Consider the following 14,382-nt stretch of genomic DNA (forward strand, 5'->3'; position numbering starts at 1 on the left):
CGCGGTAGTACTACCCAGATCCGCGGGATCCAATCAATGGCAGAGCGGCATTCGCGACCGGGAGCAGCGAGGGCGGAAGGCGATGCGGGCGGTGCCGACGACCGCTACTCGGAGGTTTCGAGCGACCGCTGCAGGCTGCCGAAGACACGGGCCGCGATGCTCTGAGGAGGAGCGGACAGGACGGTGAGCAGGTATCCCGGCATGCTCCTGACCGCCAGGTTCTGCAGATCGATCGAGATGCGGCCGACTCCTTCGATCTGCATGGAGATGCGAGCGTCCTCAGCGCCCGACACGTCGTAGCGCGACCACATGCGGACGAAGTCCTCGTCGCCGGACAGCTCGTCGACGATCTCCTTCAACCGCGGCGAGAACGGATCGGCGTCCCGACGGAGGCTCGCGAGTGCGGACCTCGTCATCGGCTCCCACTCGGCGAGCTGGATCTTCATCCGATCGTTGAACAGGTCCGTGACCACGTTGCGACCGGCGGACAGTCCTCCGTGCCCGAGGACCGTGGCGAGCGGGTTCGCCGCGACGATGTCGCGATTGCTGTCCGAGACATACGCGGGAGTGTGGGTCCACTGGCTGAGGATCTGCGCGATCCGATCTGCGGAGTCCTGAGCGGGAAGCGACGGCTGGGTGTGCTGTCCGCTGGCCAGCTTGAACAGGTACTCGTGCGATTCGGCATCCAGGTTGAGTGCCCTGCCCAGTGCTTGGAGGACCTGGTCCGACGGTCGTGCTCCGCGGCCTTGCTCGAGCCGCAGGTAGTACTCGGCGCTGATGTTCGCCAGGATCGCGACCTCATCCCTGCGCAAGCCCGGCACGCGGCGGCCGGACTCCCGAGTCAGACCGACTTCTTCAGGCTGGCAGACATCCCGTCGCGCTCGAAGGTACTCGCCGAGCGCAGCCGATTCGGAGGCCATGACCATCCCTCTCATCCGCCGCGAGGCGGTTTCTGGAGCGTTCGGTCCAGAATAGCTTCACGGCTGCACCCCAGGCGCCCCGACTCGATGCGTCAGGTCACGCTGCGTCGAGCGTCGACGAGTACGCCTCGGCGATGCCCGTCAGCTCGTGGCTGGGGGTGTTCAGTCGGCTGAGGCTGATGAGGCCCTGTGACACGAGGAGGATCTGGGCCGCGACCGTGTGCTCCCGCTCCGCTGCGAACTTCGCGCCGCGGATGCGGTCCTCGATGACGTCCGTCATGGCGAGGTTGGTGCGGCGGGCGAGTGCCATGACGTCGCTCTTGGAGCTGCCGAACTCGGAGATCGTGTTCACGAGCAGGCATCCGCGTCGGCCGGGCTGGTTCGCGCAGTCGGCGATGACGACGGCCAGGAACTCCCGCACGGAGTCGATGGGCTCTCGGCCCGTCGCCATGGCGTGGGTGACGATCTGCACTCGGGACTCGCAGTAGGACTCGAAGATCGACATGAACAGGCCGTGCTTGCTGCCGTAGGCGGCGTAGATGCTGCCGTTCCCGACGCCGCTCGCCTTGGAGATCTCCCCGAGGGAGGTCTTCTCGTAACCGGACGACCAGAAGAACCCGAGCGCCGTCGCGCGCAGGAGCTCATCGTCGAACTCGCGAGACCTCGCCATCCCGCCATCGTAGTTATTGCGTGCGCAAGGACTGCATTTCGAGCCTTCGGAACGAGACTGGATCCATGGACACGATCACCGCTCTTCGGAAGACCATCCGCTGGACGACCACAACGGCGATGCTCCTCATCGGGCTGGGAGTACTCGACGTCGTCTTTGGTGGTGCATCCCTCTTCACCGAGTCGCGGCAGGTCGACGATCCGCGCGCTGCGTCATGGGGAGCGATCGTCCAGGGTGGGGTCCTCATCGCTTGGGGCGTTTGGGGCATGACTCGGTCGCCGAAGATCGCGGCGATGGACGAACTGGCGGAACAGCAGAGGGCCACGGCAGAAGGCTCTACGACGAGCCCGTCTCCTACCGCGCAGGGATAGCTGTGCGGATCATCCGTCTCATCGCGCGCATGGCCGCACGAGCCGCCGGCACTCTGGGGCTCGTTCTCGATGTCCAGAATCGGCCGATCGCACCTCCAGAGAATCCCCATGATGGGCGGGAGCAGTACCGACCCTGACGATGACTCTTTCCCGGCCGCGGAAGATCTGCGGGGTCACCGCCGACTTGGCAGAACGCGGCAGGTGCAGAAGCGCCTTCCTCAGGCGAGCCTTCTCCGCCACACGTCGTAGGTGCACGGTCCAGCGAGCAGCGGGACGAGCTCCGGAAGGTGGTCCTCGACCGCATCGCTTCGGTCGAGTGCGTATCCGCGGGCCGCGTACCAGCGCTGCAGCCGAGCCTTGTTCGGGTTCACGGCATCCGTCGGAGTGAGGATCTCCAGCTGCATGGTCGCCGCTCCTCCTTCTCGCGCGTGCTCCTCCGCCGCATCGACGAGGGCGCCTCCGGTTCCCCCGCCCTGGTTGTCCGGAGCCACCGCCAGCATTCCGAAGCCCCAGGTCGCGTCGTCGAGAGGCTGAACGCGAACGCACCCCAACGCATCTCCGCGCCTGTGGGCTACCAGCAGCTCTCCGGCCGCGATCAGCTCGGCAATGTCGTCGGGGGTCGTCCGGGGGGTGTCCGGACGCCACATTCCCGCCTCGCCTACGGCATATGCCGCGTTCACCATCTGAGCTATCCGAGCGCAGAACGCGCCATCGTCGGTTCGTTCTGGGCGGGCGATATGGACGGACGGCTGCATCTCGACATTGTGGCAAAACGTCGCGGTCCGTGTGACGGGCGAGGGACGTGGGTCGGGATGAGGACATGGAGAGCGACTGTCGCTTGGTATCCTCAGGCACTGCCCGGCGCCATCGAAGAGGACGACGCACTCATGGCCCCCACCGCCAACCCGCACCTCGTGATCCCGCCCCTGCAGCTGGGCCCTGCGGATGCTGACACGGTCGTGATCGGCGTGCACGGCCGGGGTCAGGACCCGTCCTTCATCGCCGACCTGCGCGACCGGCTGCAGGATCGGTCGTCGCGATGGATCGTCCCCTCCGCCGCGGATCAGGAATGGTACGGACACCGCTTCATGGATCGGCCCGCGGACGACCCGGCGGTCGTGCTGGCGCTCGAGGCGATCGACTCGCTGATCGCGACCCTGGAGCACGACGGTGTCCCGGCAGAGCGCATCACCCTGGTGGGGTTCTCGCAGGGCGCGTGCCTGCTCGCTCACCACCTGCTCACCCGGCCGCGACGCTATGCGGGGGTGCTGCTCTTCACCGGCGGCTATCTCGGACGCCCATCCGACCCGGTCGAGTTCGCCGGGGACCTCGCGGGCACCCCTGTCCTGCTCGGGACCATCGACGCGGACCCGTGGGTGCCCCTTCCCCGCACCCAGGAGACGGACGCCGAACTGCGGCGGATAGGCGCCGCCGTGACGCTGCTCGTCGAGTCGGGATCGGACCACGGCATCACCGCTGCCGCAGTCGAGCTGGGCTCCACGATGCTCCTGGCATAGGCAGCCTGCCAGCCTCGAACAGACCCGAGAGCGTTCGGGGACGACGCAGCAATGCCGCGTCATCCCCGGGACGGACCAGCTCAGCTCTCGATGGGCTCGAGCTTGGCCATGATGCCCTCACGCTCGGACTCGAACTGCGGCGGCAGCATGAAGGCGCGGCCGAGCTCCTCCGGCGACTCGTCGCAGTCCCAGCCGCCCTCGTTGTGCGTGACGGCCAGCTCGAACAGCGCACCGCCCGGCGTGCGGACGTAGTGCGACTTGAAGTAGGTGCGGTCCTTCAGCTCCGAGATGTCCGTGTAGCCGGCGCCCTCGATGTCGAACTTGATCTCGTTCTGGTTCTCGAGGTTGTCCAGGTTCCAGGCGAAGTGGTGGTACGCGCCCGCTCCGTAGCGCCAGGTGCCCTGCGCGTCGGTGCGGTTGCCGGTCAGCTCGACCCAGTTGCCCTGCCCCGCGTCGCCGACGGCGAATCTCACCCGGTCGCCCTCCTCCGAGACCTCACCCGTGGCGTAGAACGCCTCCTTGCCGAAGTCGACCATCCGGTCCTGGTCGTAGACGTGGATCCCGATGCCGTTCAGCCCGTGGATGGCGCTCTCGATCGGCACGCCTCCGCCGGTGAAGCCGACGCGGGGATCGTCCTCGTTCTCGACGAAGACGTACTCGATCCCGCACGGGTGGGCGAAGTTGATGCGCCGCTGCCCGAAGACGTCCTCGAAGCTCCGGTCGACCCCGTGCTCGTCGAGCCGCTTGGCCCAGTAGTCGAGCGAGCCTGCGGGGATGGACAGCATCACCTCGCGGGCCTGATTGGTGCCGCGCGTGCCGAACAGCCCGGCCTGCGCCCAGGGGAAGGTCGTGACCACGGAGGACGGATCCCCCGCGGCGTTCGAGTAGTAGAGGTGGTACACCGGGGCCGAGCCGTCGTACAGCACGGTCTTCTTGATGAAGCGCATGCCGAGGACCTTGGTGTGGAAGTCGACGTCCTCCTGTGCGTGTCCCACCGAGAGCGTGACGTGGTGCGAGCCGGCGATGAATGCCATCTGGATCTCCTGTGATCATTGGGTCATCCCGGGCGGGATACCCGGAAGTGGAACGTAGGTGCGGGCGGTGCGGCTACTGCTTCCGCCTGGTCTGGTCGGGCAGTCGGAGCCGGTAGCCGACGGGGAACAGGTCGACCCTCCCTCGGCGGGACACGAGCCCCCAGATGCCCCGTCGTGCGAAGAGCACGAACAGCACCCCGAGGATGCCGAGGCCGATCAGGTAGGCGGATCCGTATTCGGCGAGGGCCTGCTTGAGCAGCCAGAAGATCACGGCGCCGATGATGGGTCCTTCGAGGGTGCCCACTCCCCCGATGACGACCATGAAGATCATGAACGCCGACCACTGCACGTCGTACACGCCGGAGGGCTGCACGCGCAGCGTCGAGATGGCGATGAGCGTGCCGGCGACACCGGCTCCGGCCGCGGAGATGAGGTAGACCAGTCGCTTGGACGCGTCGACGTTGACCCCCGAGGTCGCCGCGGCGGTCGGGTCGTCGCGCAGCGCGGTGAGGGCGAGCCCGAACCGGGACCGCACGAGCAGGACGCAGGACCCCACGACGACGACGACGCAGACCAGCGCTACCCAGTAGCCGACCGCGATGCGCAGGTCGCGGGGGAAGCCGCTCATCGCGCTGATGGAGACGCCGGCCCCTCCTCCCACCTGCGGGATCTGGATGGTGACGAGTCTGAATACCTCCGCGATGACCCAGGTGCCGACCGCGAAGTAGCCTCCCACCAGGCGGAACGCGAGGTAGGAGACGGGGATCGCGACGAGCGCGCTGACGATGGCCGCGATCGGGATGGCGAGGAAGACGTTGACGCCCAACAGGTCCGCCAGCGTCACGAGCGAATAGGCGCCGAGTCCGATGTAGGCCTGCTGTCCGACCGAGACCATGCCGCCGAACCCGGCGAGCAGGTTCCAGGTCGAGGCGAGGATGAGCAGGACGAAGAGGTCGATCATCGCGTAGATCGTCGCGAGGTTGATCAGGTACGGCAGCGCGGCGAGCGCCACGATCAGCACCGCTCCGGCCGAAGTGCCCACCGCGGACGAGGGCGTCCATCGGCTCACCCGCTGCGTGCTCGATGCCGATCGACGGCTGAGCAGATCGGTCATCGGAGCGCCTTCTGTCGAGTGATGCCGCCGGGCAGGAAGGCCAGGAAGACGAGGAACACGAGGTGCCCGATGAGGATCTGCTGGGCCGGCGCGATGGCGGCTCCGACGGTCTGCGCGATCCCGAGCACGACGGCGCCGAGCATGGTCCCCCACAGGCTGCCGAGACCCCCGATGATGACCGCCTCGAACGCGAAGATGAGGAAGAGCGATCCCGACGATGGACTGAACGAGGTCTGGACCCCCGAGGCCACGCCTGCGACCGCCACGAGGCCGAACGCGATCGCGGCGGCGAAGCCGTAGATCAGCTTGGGGTCGGCGCCATTCAGCTGGACCGTTCCCGGGTCGTCGCTGACGGCACGGACGAGCCGCCCGTACTGGGTGCGGGAGAGGACCAGGGAGAGCAGGGCGAGCACGACCAGGGCGAACACGAACACGGCGAGCGGGAACGCGCCGATCCGGATGCCGCCGGGAAGGGCGATGGCAGCGGTGTCGAAGGACCCGAGGTTCAGCCGCTGCTGATCCGCGGTGACCGTCAGCAGGAGCGTGTTCTCGATGATGATCGACAGTCCGAAGGTCACCAGGAGCGCGGGCAGCGGTGAGGTGCCGAGGGTGCGCTGAAGGATGAATCGCTGCACGACGAAGCCCAGCACCGCCATCGCCGGGACGATGATCAGCAGCGCCGCGATCGGGTTGAGCGCCCCCGTCCGCACGATGAGCAGGGCGCCGTATGCGGCGAGCACGGCGAATGCCCCGTGGGCGAGGTTGACCAGCCGCATGACGCCGAACATCAGGGACAGGCCTGCGGCGAAGAGTGCGTAGAGACCGCCGAGCAGGATGCCCTGGATGACGGCGTTCACGATGCTCATGCGGTGGCCTCCGCTCCGAAGTAGGCGCGGGAGATGTCGGCGAGGTCGAGGTCCTTGCCGGCGAGCGAGGTGCGCCCCTGCAGCAGGCAGTGCACCTCGTCGGACACTCGCCTGGCCTGTGCCACGTCCTGCTCGACGAGCAGGATGGCGGTGCCCTGCTCGAGGATGAGCGGCAGCCGGTCGTAGAGCTGGCCGACGATGGCGGGAGCGAGCCCGAGGCTCACCTCGTCGAGCAGCAGCACGGCGGGGTTCGCGATGAGGGCGCGGGCGATGGCAGTGGCCTGCTGCTCGCCGCCCGACAGGTCGCCGGCCCGGCGGCGGCGCCGCTCGGCGACGAGGGGGAACAGCTCGTAGACGCTCTCGAGGCTCCAGACGCCGGAACGCTTGGCGGACAGCGCGATCTGGAGGTTCTCGTGCACGGTGAGCGAGCCGAAGAGGCGGCGGCCCTCGGGCACGAGGACGATGCCGCGGCGCGCGCGCTCGTGGGTGCTGAGCGCGGTCACGTCGGCACCGTCGAATCGGATGCTGCCCGTCGTCGCCTTCAGCTGGCCGGCGATCGTCTTCAGCAGCGTCGACTTTCCGGCCCCGTTGGCGCCGATGACCGCGAGGATGCCGCCCGACTCCACCGTCAGCGAGATGTCGCGGATCGCGGTGAGCTGCCCGTACGCGGCGGACAAGCCGGAGATCTCAAGCATCCGGGCCTCCCGCGGGTGCGGCCACCTCGGGGTCGAGGCCGAGGTAGATCCGGCGCACCTCGGGCGAGGCGAGCACGGCGGCGGGCTCGCCCTCGGCGAGGACCCGCCCGTAGCTGAGGCAGAGCAGTCGCGTGGCGACAGCGGTCAGCGCGTGCACGACGTGCTCGATCCAGATGACGGTGACGCCGGACGCCGCGACCGACCGCACCAGCTCGACCAGCTCGGGCACCTCCTGCTCGGTGAGACCGCCGGCGATCTCATCGAGGAGGAGCAGCCGGGGCCCGGAGGCGAGGGCGCGCGCCACCTCGAGCCGCTTGCGGTCGAGCAGCCGCAGGGAGCTCGCCTCCGCGTTGGCGAAGCGCTCGAGGTTGGTGCGCTGCAGGGAGTCGACCGCCGCCGCCTGGGCGCGGTGGCCGCGCGATCCTGCAGCGAAGGTGGCGGCGACCAGCAGGTTCTCCAGGACGCTCATGCCGAGGAACGGCCTGGGCACCTGGTAGCTGGTCGCGATGCCGTGCCGGGCCCGCCAGTGCGACGGGCGGCGCGTGACGTCGACGCCGTCGAGCAGGATGGTGCCGGTCGTCGGCGGGATCGCGCCGCCGAGCACCGCAAGGAGGGTGGACTTGCCGGCGCCGTTCGGTCCGATGATCCCGAGGACCTCTCCGGCTTCGACCTTCAGGTCGAAGCCGGAGAGCACCTCCAGCCGCCCGAAGGAGCGACCCACGGATCGCGTCTCCACGAGTGGCTCAGGGGTCATCAGCGGCCGGTCCAGTCGATCTTCTCGGGCGTTCCGCCGGTCGGGATGTCGGGGTGCTCGCTGTTGGAGACGATGACGAGCTCGTAGGAGCCGTCGTCCTGCAGCCGCCACTGCCCGCCGACGAGCGGGGTCTTGGAGACGTTGGGCACGGGTCCGCTGGTCCAGTCGACCGTTCCGACGATGGTGTCGACCTTCAGGGTGGCGACGGCCTCCTTGATGTCGGCGGCGTCGGAGCTCGCCGACTTTTCGAGGGCGGCGTTCGCCACCTCGAAGAGTGCTTCCGCGAAGCCGAGGGGCTGCGTCCACTGCTGTCCGGTCGACTCGGTGAAGGCCGCCGCGTACTCCTCGGAGCTCTGACCGGTGAGGGAGCTGGAGTAGGGGTAGCTCGGCGCCCACCAGACCTCGGTGGAGAGGTTGTTGCCGAGATCGCCCAGCGCCTCGACGGCGGAGGGGAACAGGATGGCCTTCGCGACGGTCGCCACCTCGGGCTGGTAGCCCTGCTGCACGGCCTGCTTCCAGAAGGTCGTGAAGTCGGGCGGGATGGGGACTGCGGTCAGGATCGAGTCGCCCGAGTTCTTGAACTGGGTGATCTGCGCCGTGAAGTCCGTCGTCCCGTTCGGGTAGGCGCCGGGGTTGTCGGGGGTCAGGCCCTGGTCCGTGATGAAGGGTGGGAAGCCCGTGGCCTCGTCCGCCCACGCGCCGCCGTCGGAGTCGTTGGGAAGCAGGAGCGCGACGCCCTTGGCATCGGTCGCGACCTTCCAGATGTCCGAGTACACCGCCTCGGCATCCTCGAGGCCCCAGAAGAAGTGATAGGTCCAGTCGAAACCCTTGTCGGGGGTGCCGCCGCGCCCGAAGTACCAGGCCTGCCAGGGAGCGACCGTGGAGATGCAGACCACCTGGTTCGCCTCGCACTGGTCGGAGACGGGGTTGGTGGTCTCGGGCGTCGAGGACACGAGGATGAGGTCGACGCCGTCCTGGAGGATGAGCTCGGCGGCCACGTCGCCGGCGCGCTTCGGGTCCGACTGGGTGTCCTTCGAGATGATCTCGACGTCGTGCTTGGTCCCGTCGGCGAGGGTGACGCCGTTCTCCTCGAAGTAGTCCTTCATCTGCTCGAGGACGAAGGCGTCCGCTTCGCCGAACGCGGCGAGGGGGCCGGTCTGCGGCGTCACGTAGCCGATCTTGATGGTGTCGGTCCCGGTCGACTCGCCACCTCCCCCGCCGCCTCCGAGGGTGGGAGCGCTGCAGCCGGCGAGCGCTATCGCGGTGGCGGCTGTGAGGCTCAGTGCGAGGATCCGCCGCGTCGTGCGAGCGGAGCGTGCTGTGTCCATGAGGGCACTCCTTAGAACGTCGTCGTTGCTGTGAGGCACTGCAGTTGTGGAGGGTGAAGCGAGGAGCGGTGGAGCGAGGTGCGGTGGAGTCGGCTGTGCTGCCTGGTGAGCTGTCAGAGGTCGGACGGGGCGAGCACGATGTCGAAGCGCGTGCGCGACCAGGTGCGACCCCCGAGGTCGCGGCCGTCCGGCGTGGGCGCGTCGGCGGGCTGCTCGTGGAAGTCGAGGATGAGCGAGTCCTTCACTCCGAAGACGGAATCGCTGGTCAGCAGCTCGTCTCCGCGGACGAAGATGTGGGTCACCAGGGTGCGTGCGCCCTCGGCGGCGACCATGAAGTGCAGGTGGGAGGCGCGCATCGGGGAACGCCCGACCGCTTCGAGCATCTGGCCGACGGGTCCGTCGTGCGGGATGGGGTACGGCGTGGGGGTGAGCCCCCAGAAGGCGTAGCCGCCGTCGTCGTCAGCGAATAGATGTGCGCGGCCGCCGACCCGGTCGTCGGTGTACTGCACGTCGTAGAAGCCGTCCTCGTCCGCCTCCCAGACCTCGATCCGCGCTCCGGCGATGGGCGCACCCTGCGTGTCACGGACGGTGCCCTCGACCCAGCAGGGCTGTCCCGGGCTGCCGAACGCGATGTCGCCGCCGGTCTCCACCAGGGGCGCGTCGCCCACGAAGAACGGGCCGAAGACCGTCGCCTCGGTGGCATCGGCGTACGCCTCGTTGTTCACGGCGACGGTCTGCATCGAGAGGCCGAGCACGTCGGAGAGCAGGATGAACTCCTGACGGCGATCGTCAGTGATGTGGCCGCACGCGGTGAGGAAGGCGATCGCCGAGCTCCACTCCGCCTCCGTGAGCCGGACGTCCCGGACGAAGGCGTGGCTGTGGCGCACGAGCGCCTGCATGATCTCTCGGAGCCGATCGTCCGCCGCACCGTCGAAGGATGCGACGACCGTCTGGACCAGCTCGTCCTCGCGGCGGATCTGCTCCTCGGTGAGCGGGTGGTGGACCGACGTCATCGTCCGGCTCCCTTCGTTGCGGCTGCGGAGGGTTCGCCCGCCCAGGCGGCGAGCAGGAGAGCTTCGAGGCCCGCCTGATCGACCGGGGCAGGATTGGATTCGGGGATCGCTTCGAGGCACAGTCGCGCGGCCTCGGGGATGGAGTCCTGATCGAAGCCGAAGTCGCGCAGCGCACGGGGCGCCTCAAGATCGAGGCGGAGCGCCTCCATGCCATCGATCGCATCCGCCGCGTCGAATGCCGCCTCGAGGCGAGCGGCCGCCTGCGGGTCGAACGGCACGTTGAAGGCGGTGACGTAGGGCAGGATCACGGCGTGCGTCTGCGCGTGCGGCAGGTTGTAGGTGCCGCCGAGCACATGGCAGATCTTGTGATGCATGCCGGATCCCGCGGAGGCGAAGGCCACCGCGGCGAGATAGGTGCCGTAGAGCGCCTGCTCTCGGGCCTCGAGATCGTGGAGATCGGCATGGATTCCGCGGAGCCCCGCTGCGAGTGCGCGGATGCCCTCACCGGCCAGCGCCTGATTGATCGGGTCAGTGCGCGGTGCCCACAGCGAGTCGACGCAGTGCGCGATCGCGTTGAGTCCCGACGCCACGGACAGCTCGACGGGCAGCGTCAGGGTGAGCTCGGCGTCGTAGATCACCGTGCCGGGCAGCACCCGGTCGTCGACGCCCGTCGTCTTGCGCGACGCCTCGGTGAGGCCCCAGACATTGGTCGCCTCCGAGCCGGCGTAGGTGGTGGGGATCGCGACGATGGGGATGCCGGTCGTCATGGCGATCGCTTTCGCAAGCCCCGTGGTGGACCCTCCGCCGATGGAGACGATGAGGTCGACATCCGCTGCCGTCGCGGCAGCACGAGCGCGCTCCGCGACCTCGATCGGCACATGCTGGACGACCTCGTCGAAGCGGAGCGCATCGGTGAGGCCCGAGGTAAGCCGATCGGCGATGTCCTTCTCGAACGGAGCGGCGATCACCATGGCGCGTTGGGCGTCGCGGGAGGACACTTCGTCTTCGAGGAGGCGACGCGCGCCACCGCTGCCGAAGCGCACCCGTTGGCCGAGCGTCGTGTGATCGAACTCCCGCGTCACCGCTCGCTCCTGCTCAGCACCGTCGAGAGCGCGTCGAGCAGTGCGCCCTCCGGATCCGCTGCAAGGTGGTGCGAGCGCCAGGCGACGATCTTGTCGGGGCGGACCAGCACGACGCCGTCCTCCCCCACCTCGCGGACCCGGGACCAGTCGAAGTAGAGGTCGGTCACCTCGCACCCGGGTCCGATCACGACGGCCCCCAGCGAGATGCCGAGCTGGGCCGCGACCGAGGCCGCGGCCTCGGCCCACGCCCGGCCGGCGATGCCCGTGAAGATCGTGAACTGCGTGCTCGGAGCGAGATCGAGGGTGGACAGCTTGCGAGTTGCGTCGCCCAGCCAGACATGCGGGAGCGGCGAGCCAGGGACTGTCGAGGCCTCGTAATACAGCTCGGGATCGCGATCGGACGTGCGACGCGGAGAGCCGTCGGACTGGACGGCGCTCGACGTGTAGAACTGCCCGAGCTCGACCCCGTGCGCATTGAACTCGTAGTTCTTGATCTCCATGGCGGCCTCGACCGCGGCGCGCTTCGCGACTCCGGCGGGGGTGTCGGCCTTCCGCTCCTCGATGCGCTCCACCATCTCGGCCTCTGACCCGGCGGTCGTGACCCCGAGCGCCTCGAACAGCTGGCCGAATTCCCGCGACGAGCGGTTGGCGCGAGTGACGATCTGCCGGGCGACGGGGGCGCGCTCGTCGCTGTAGGTGTCGAGCAGGGCCGCGCCCGCCTGCCCCCGCAGCACGGCGGCGAGCTTCCAGGCGAGGTTGTACGAGTCCTGGATCGACGTGTTCGAGCCGAGGCCGTTGCTCGGCGGATGACGGTGGATGGCATCCCCTGCGCAGAACACCCGCCCCTTCTGCAGGGTGGTCGCGTACATCTCGTTGTTGCCCCACAGCGAGATGCCCGTGATCTCCGGCTCGAGATCAGGCATGCCGAGCAGGTTGCGGACGATGACCTTGGCCGCCTCGACGTCCACGACGGGCGGCGGCTGGCTGATGTCGTAGCCCCAGACGATCAGCCACTGATTCCACGGTCGGACCATCCGCACCAGGCCGGCGCCGATGCCCCCGACGTTGGATCCGGGCTGAACGACCCAGTAGAGGACCGACGGACGGTGTCCGACCAGCTCCTCGATGTCGGCGGTGAAGGTGATGTTCATGGAGCCGGCGATGTCCATGGCGCCCTCCATCGGGAGGCCGATGTCCGATGCGACCAGGGACCGCGCTCCATCGCAGCCGATGAGGTACCTGGCGCGCACGGTGTACGGCCGGCCCGTGAACCTGTCGAGGACCTGGACCGTCACGCCGTCGGCGTCCTGGGTGTGCGAGACGTACTCGCTGGAGAAGCGGGCCTGCGTTCCGCGCATGGTGGCGTTGCGCACCAGGATCGGCTCGAGGTAGTTCTGCGGGATGTCGCAGTTGAGGGTCGGGGACGCCAGCACATAGTCGGCGTGCCGCGCGGGGTGGGTGCCCCAGGTGAGGATGCGGCCGAGCTCCTCGCCGGCGATGGAGGTGCAGAAGACCGTGTCGCCGATGAGGTGGTGGGGCGTGGCCTCGGCGAGCACCTGCTGCTCGATGCCCATGTCGCGGAAGAACTCCATGGCGCGCTGGTTCGTGATGTGCGCCCGCGGTGTGTTCGCCGTCCACCGGTACTTGGTGATCATGATGTTCGGGATGCCGAGGGTGGACAGCGCGAGGGCCATCGACGATCCGCTGGGTCCCGACCCGACGATCAGGACATCGGTCTCGATGACGTCGAGGGTGGGTACCGCCGTGTCTGCGATGCCATCGTCGAATGCGGCCATGAGCAAGATCTCCATCCGCGCCCACGTCGTCGTGGGTCGCTCGGGGAGAGTGTCCTCCGCACCAGCCGCCTCGGGCCGGGGACGTCCGAAACGGACTAGAAGTCGGCGGCCAGAGTCAAACGCTCGTGCGGGAGGCCGTGGATCGCGCCCGGGTCTGGGCAGGGGTCTCCTCGAAGCGCTCGCGGAAGACCCGTGTGAAGTGCGCGTGCGAGGAGAAGCCGCACTGGCCCGCCACCTCGCCGACGGGCGGCGCCCCCGCCTGCGACAGGATCCGTCGGGCGAGGGTCAGGCGTCGCTCGAGGATCGTCCGGCTGATGCCGCTCCCCGAGTCGCTGAAGATCCGGGACAGGTGACGCTCACTGATGCCGATGCTGTGCGCGATGGACGAGACGGACAGTCGGGGGTCGCGGAGGTGGACATCGATGTAGGAGAGAGCGGATAGCCGGTATCCGGCCGAGTTCCGAGAGGTGTCGGCGCAGAAGATCGCCTGCAGCAGGTCGAGGGCGCTCGACTCGGCCGCGAGCTGCCCTTCGGGACACGGCTCGGACAGGGTGGTCTTGATGAGTCGTGCGAGGGCGGCGGCCTGGGTGTTCGCGCCGGGGATCCGAGCGAAGTCCATCGTGATGGGCGCTCGCGGCACCGTTCCGCCGGTGATGCGCTCGAAGACCGCCCGCGGAACCGTCAGCGCGAACTCCTGCAGACCCTGCGCGAAGCCGCGCATGAAGGGCTCGTTGACATCGCAGACGAGCAGTCCTCCGGGGCGCTGGAGGTGCACTCCGTCGCGATGGTAGAAGAACGACTCACCCCACAGCGTGAAGTAGAGCGCCACCGCCTCGCCGGGGGTGCGGGCGACCTCCCGCGAATCCCGCTCCACGATGTGGGCGTTGGCGACGACGTGGGCGAACTGCAGCTCGCTCAGCTGCAGGTTCAGCTCCGTGGCCTCGAGCGGATTCCCGTTCAGGGTGCGGGCCTGGAGACCGACGAGCGCGCGTGCGTTGTGCTGCTCCCACAGGGCGATGCGGTCCGGCTCGTGCAGACCGCGAGTGGAGAAGCGGACGATGGCCGGCGACGAGGCCGTGGGGGCGGGGTGCGGCCGCGAGGGGAACTCCGAGGTCGTCCAAAGCGGACTCGCCTCGGATTCTGCAGCAAGCTCCATCGCGCCTCCAGACCGTGCCGGTCATCCTATGTTCGTGCAGCCAGGCTGGCAACGAGACCCGCGGCC

General features: G+C 68.6%; 15 protein-coding genes. 2 read left to right on the forward strand and 13 right to left on the reverse strand.

From position 1 onward, the window contains the following. Positions 1-104: 104 nt before the first annotated feature. Both E6C64_RS05610 and E6C64_RS05615 read right to left on the reverse strand, forming a co-directional pair. Positions 105-926: a helix-turn-helix domain-containing protein gene (locus E6C64_RS05610; RefSeq protein WP_158437753.1), complete on the reverse strand. Its 822-nt coding sequence runs from the start codon at positions 924-926 to the stop codon at positions 105-107. A 91-nt stretch (positions 927-1,017) separates the two neighbouring features. After that, on the reverse strand, positions 1,018-1,590 hold the full coding sequence (locus E6C64_RS05615) for a TetR/AcrR family transcriptional regulator (protein WP_136426673.1): 573 nt from the start codon (positions 1,588-1,590) through the stop codon (positions 1,018-1,020). Between the two features lie 65 nt (positions 1,591-1,655). On the opposite strand from E6C64_RS05615, the gene E6C64_RS05620 reads away from it, so the two are divergent. Further along, positions 1,656-1,961, forward strand: coding sequence for a hypothetical protein (locus E6C64_RS05620; RefSeq protein WP_136426674.1), 306 nt, complete (start codon positions 1,656-1,658; stop codon positions 1,959-1,961). A 218-nt stretch (positions 1,962-2,179) separates the two neighbouring features. Here E6C64_RS05620 and E6C64_RS05625 read toward each other — a convergent pair whose 3' ends face one another. Then, entirely contained in the window at positions 2,180-2,644 is a 465-nt protein-coding gene (locus E6C64_RS05625; protein WP_158437754.1) for a GNAT family N-acetyltransferase, read from the reverse strand. A gap of 204 nt (positions 2,645-2,848) precedes the next feature. On the opposite strand from E6C64_RS05625, the gene E6C64_RS05630 reads away from it, so the two are divergent. Continuing rightward, a complete protein-coding gene (locus tag E6C64_RS05630; protein ID WP_158437755.1) occupies positions 2,849-3,478 on the forward strand; it encodes an alpha/beta hydrolase in 630 nt (209 codons plus the stop codon). Positions 3,479-3,558: 80 nt separating this feature from the next. Here the strand turns inward: E6C64_RS05630 and E6C64_RS05635 are convergent, their stop codons facing one another. From E6C64_RS05635 to E6C64_RS05680, 10 genes are all read right to left on the reverse strand, one after another. Beyond that, positions 3,559-4,512, reverse strand: a complete 954-nt coding sequence (locus E6C64_RS05635) for a VOC family protein (protein WP_136426677.1) — start codon at positions 4,510-4,512, stop codon at positions 3,559-3,561. 73 nt (positions 4,513-4,585) lie between these two features. Further along, on the reverse strand, positions 4,586-5,626 hold the full coding sequence (locus E6C64_RS05640) for a branched-chain amino acid ABC transporter permease (RefSeq protein WP_136426678.1): 1,041 nt from the start codon (positions 5,624-5,626) through the stop codon (positions 4,586-4,588). Continuing rightward, positions 5,623-6,492: a branched-chain amino acid ABC transporter permease gene (locus tag E6C64_RS05645; RefSeq protein ID WP_136426679.1), complete on the reverse strand. Its 870-nt coding sequence runs from the start codon at positions 6,490-6,492 to the stop codon at positions 5,623-5,625. The genes E6C64_RS05640 and E6C64_RS05645 overlap by 4 nt, the downstream gene beginning before the upstream one ends. Further along, complete coding sequence (locus tag E6C64_RS05650) at positions 6,489-7,187, reverse strand: ABC transporter ATP-binding protein (RefSeq protein ID WP_136426680.1); 699 nt, start codon at positions 7,185-7,187, stop codon at positions 6,489-6,491. Before E6C64_RS05650 ends, E6C64_RS05645 begins: the two co-directional genes overlap by 4 nt. Then, complete coding sequence (locus E6C64_RS05655; protein ID WP_136426681.1) at positions 7,180-7,941, reverse strand: ABC transporter ATP-binding protein; 762 nt, start codon at positions 7,939-7,941, stop codon at positions 7,180-7,182. Before E6C64_RS05655 ends, E6C64_RS05650 begins: the two co-directional genes overlap by 8 nt. Continuing rightward, complete coding sequence (locus tag E6C64_RS05660; protein ID WP_136426682.1) at positions 7,941-9,269, reverse strand: ABC transporter substrate-binding protein; 1,329 nt, start codon at positions 9,267-9,269, stop codon at positions 7,941-7,943. The genes E6C64_RS05655 and E6C64_RS05660 overlap by 1 nt, the downstream gene beginning before the upstream one ends. Before the next feature lie 113 nt (positions 9,270-9,382). After that, entirely contained in the window at positions 9,383-10,282 is a 900-nt protein-coding gene (locus E6C64_RS05665) for a dioxygenase family protein (RefSeq protein ID WP_136426683.1), read from the reverse strand. After that, positions 10,279-11,364 carry a maleylacetate reductase gene (locus tag E6C64_RS05670; RefSeq protein ID WP_136426684.1) on the reverse strand — a complete coding sequence of 362 codons (1,086 nt, stop codon included), beginning with the start codon at positions 11,362-11,364 and terminating at the stop codon, positions 10,279-10,281. The genes E6C64_RS05665 and E6C64_RS05670 overlap by 4 nt, the downstream gene beginning before the upstream one ends. Next, positions 11,361-13,175 carry an FAD-dependent oxidoreductase gene (locus E6C64_RS05675; protein WP_438941842.1) on the reverse strand — a complete coding sequence of 605 codons (1,815 nt, stop codon included), beginning with the start codon at positions 13,173-13,175 and terminating at the stop codon, positions 11,361-11,363. Before E6C64_RS05675 ends, E6C64_RS05670 begins: the two co-directional genes overlap by 4 nt. Before the next feature lie 100 nt (positions 13,176-13,275). Next, positions 13,276-14,316, reverse strand: coding sequence for a helix-turn-helix domain-containing protein (locus E6C64_RS05680; protein ID WP_136426685.1), 1,041 nt, complete (start codon positions 14,314-14,316; stop codon positions 13,276-13,278). Positions 14,317-14,382: the final 66 nt, after the last annotated feature.

Origin of the sequence: Naasia lichenicola (assembly GCF_004801885.1) — a bacterium.
GTDB lineage: Bacteria > Actinomycetota > Actinomycetes > Actinomycetales > Microbacteriaceae > Naasia > Naasia lichenicola.

Excerpts from the sequence above, each read along its gene's own strand:
- E6C64_RS05610 (WP_158437753.1), bottom strand. The coding sequence starts at position 926 with ATGGTCATGGCCTCCGAATCGGCTGCGCTCGGCGAGTACCTTCGAGCG.
- E6C64_RS05665 (WP_136426683.1), bottom strand. The coding sequence starts at position 10,282 with ATGACGTCGGTCCACCACCCGCTCACCGAGGAGCAGATCCGCCGCGAG.
- E6C64_RS05620 (WP_136426674.1), top strand. The coding sequence starts at position 1,656 with ATGGACACGATCACCGCTCTTCGGAAGACCATCCGCTGGACGACCACA.
- E6C64_RS05660 (WP_136426682.1), bottom strand. The coding sequence starts at position 9,269 with ATGGACACAGCACGCTCCGCTCGCACGACGCGGCGGATCCTCGCACTG.
- E6C64_RS05675 (WP_438941842.1), bottom strand. The coding sequence starts at position 13,175 with ATGGAGATCTTGCTCATGGCCGCATTCGACGATGGCATCGCAGACACG.
- E6C64_RS05625 (WP_158437754.1), bottom strand. The coding sequence starts at position 2,644 with ATGGTGAACGCGGCATATGCCGTAGGCGAGGCGGGAATGTGGCGTCCG.
- E6C64_RS05680 (WP_136426685.1), bottom strand. The coding sequence starts at position 14,316 with ATGGAGCTTGCTGCAGAATCCGAGGCGAGTCCGCTTTGGACGACCTCG.
- E6C64_RS05650 (WP_136426680.1), bottom strand. The coding sequence starts at position 7,187 with ATGCTTGAGATCTCCGGCTTGTCCGCCGCGTACGGGCAGCTCACCGCG.
- E6C64_RS05630 (WP_158437755.1), top strand. The coding sequence starts at position 2,849 with ATGGCCCCCACCGCCAACCCGCACCTCGTGATCCCGCCCCTGCAGCTG.
- E6C64_RS05645 (WP_136426679.1), bottom strand. The coding sequence starts at position 6,492 with ATGAGCATCGTGAACGCCGTCATCCAGGGCATCCTGCTCGGCGGTCTC.
- E6C64_RS05635 (WP_136426677.1), bottom strand. The coding sequence starts at position 4,512 with ATGGCATTCATCGCCGGCTCGCACCACGTCACGCTCTCGGTGGGACAC.
- E6C64_RS05640 (WP_136426678.1), bottom strand. The coding sequence starts at position 5,626 with ATGACCGATCTGCTCAGCCGTCGATCGGCATCGAGCACGCAGCGGGTG.
- E6C64_RS05615 (WP_136426673.1), bottom strand. The coding sequence starts at position 1,590 with ATGGCGAGGTCTCGCGAGTTCGACGATGAGCTCCTGCGCGCGACGGCG.
- E6C64_RS05655 (WP_136426681.1), bottom strand. The coding sequence starts at position 7,941 with ATGACCCCTGAGCCACTCGTGGAGACGCGATCCGTGGGTCGCTCCTTC.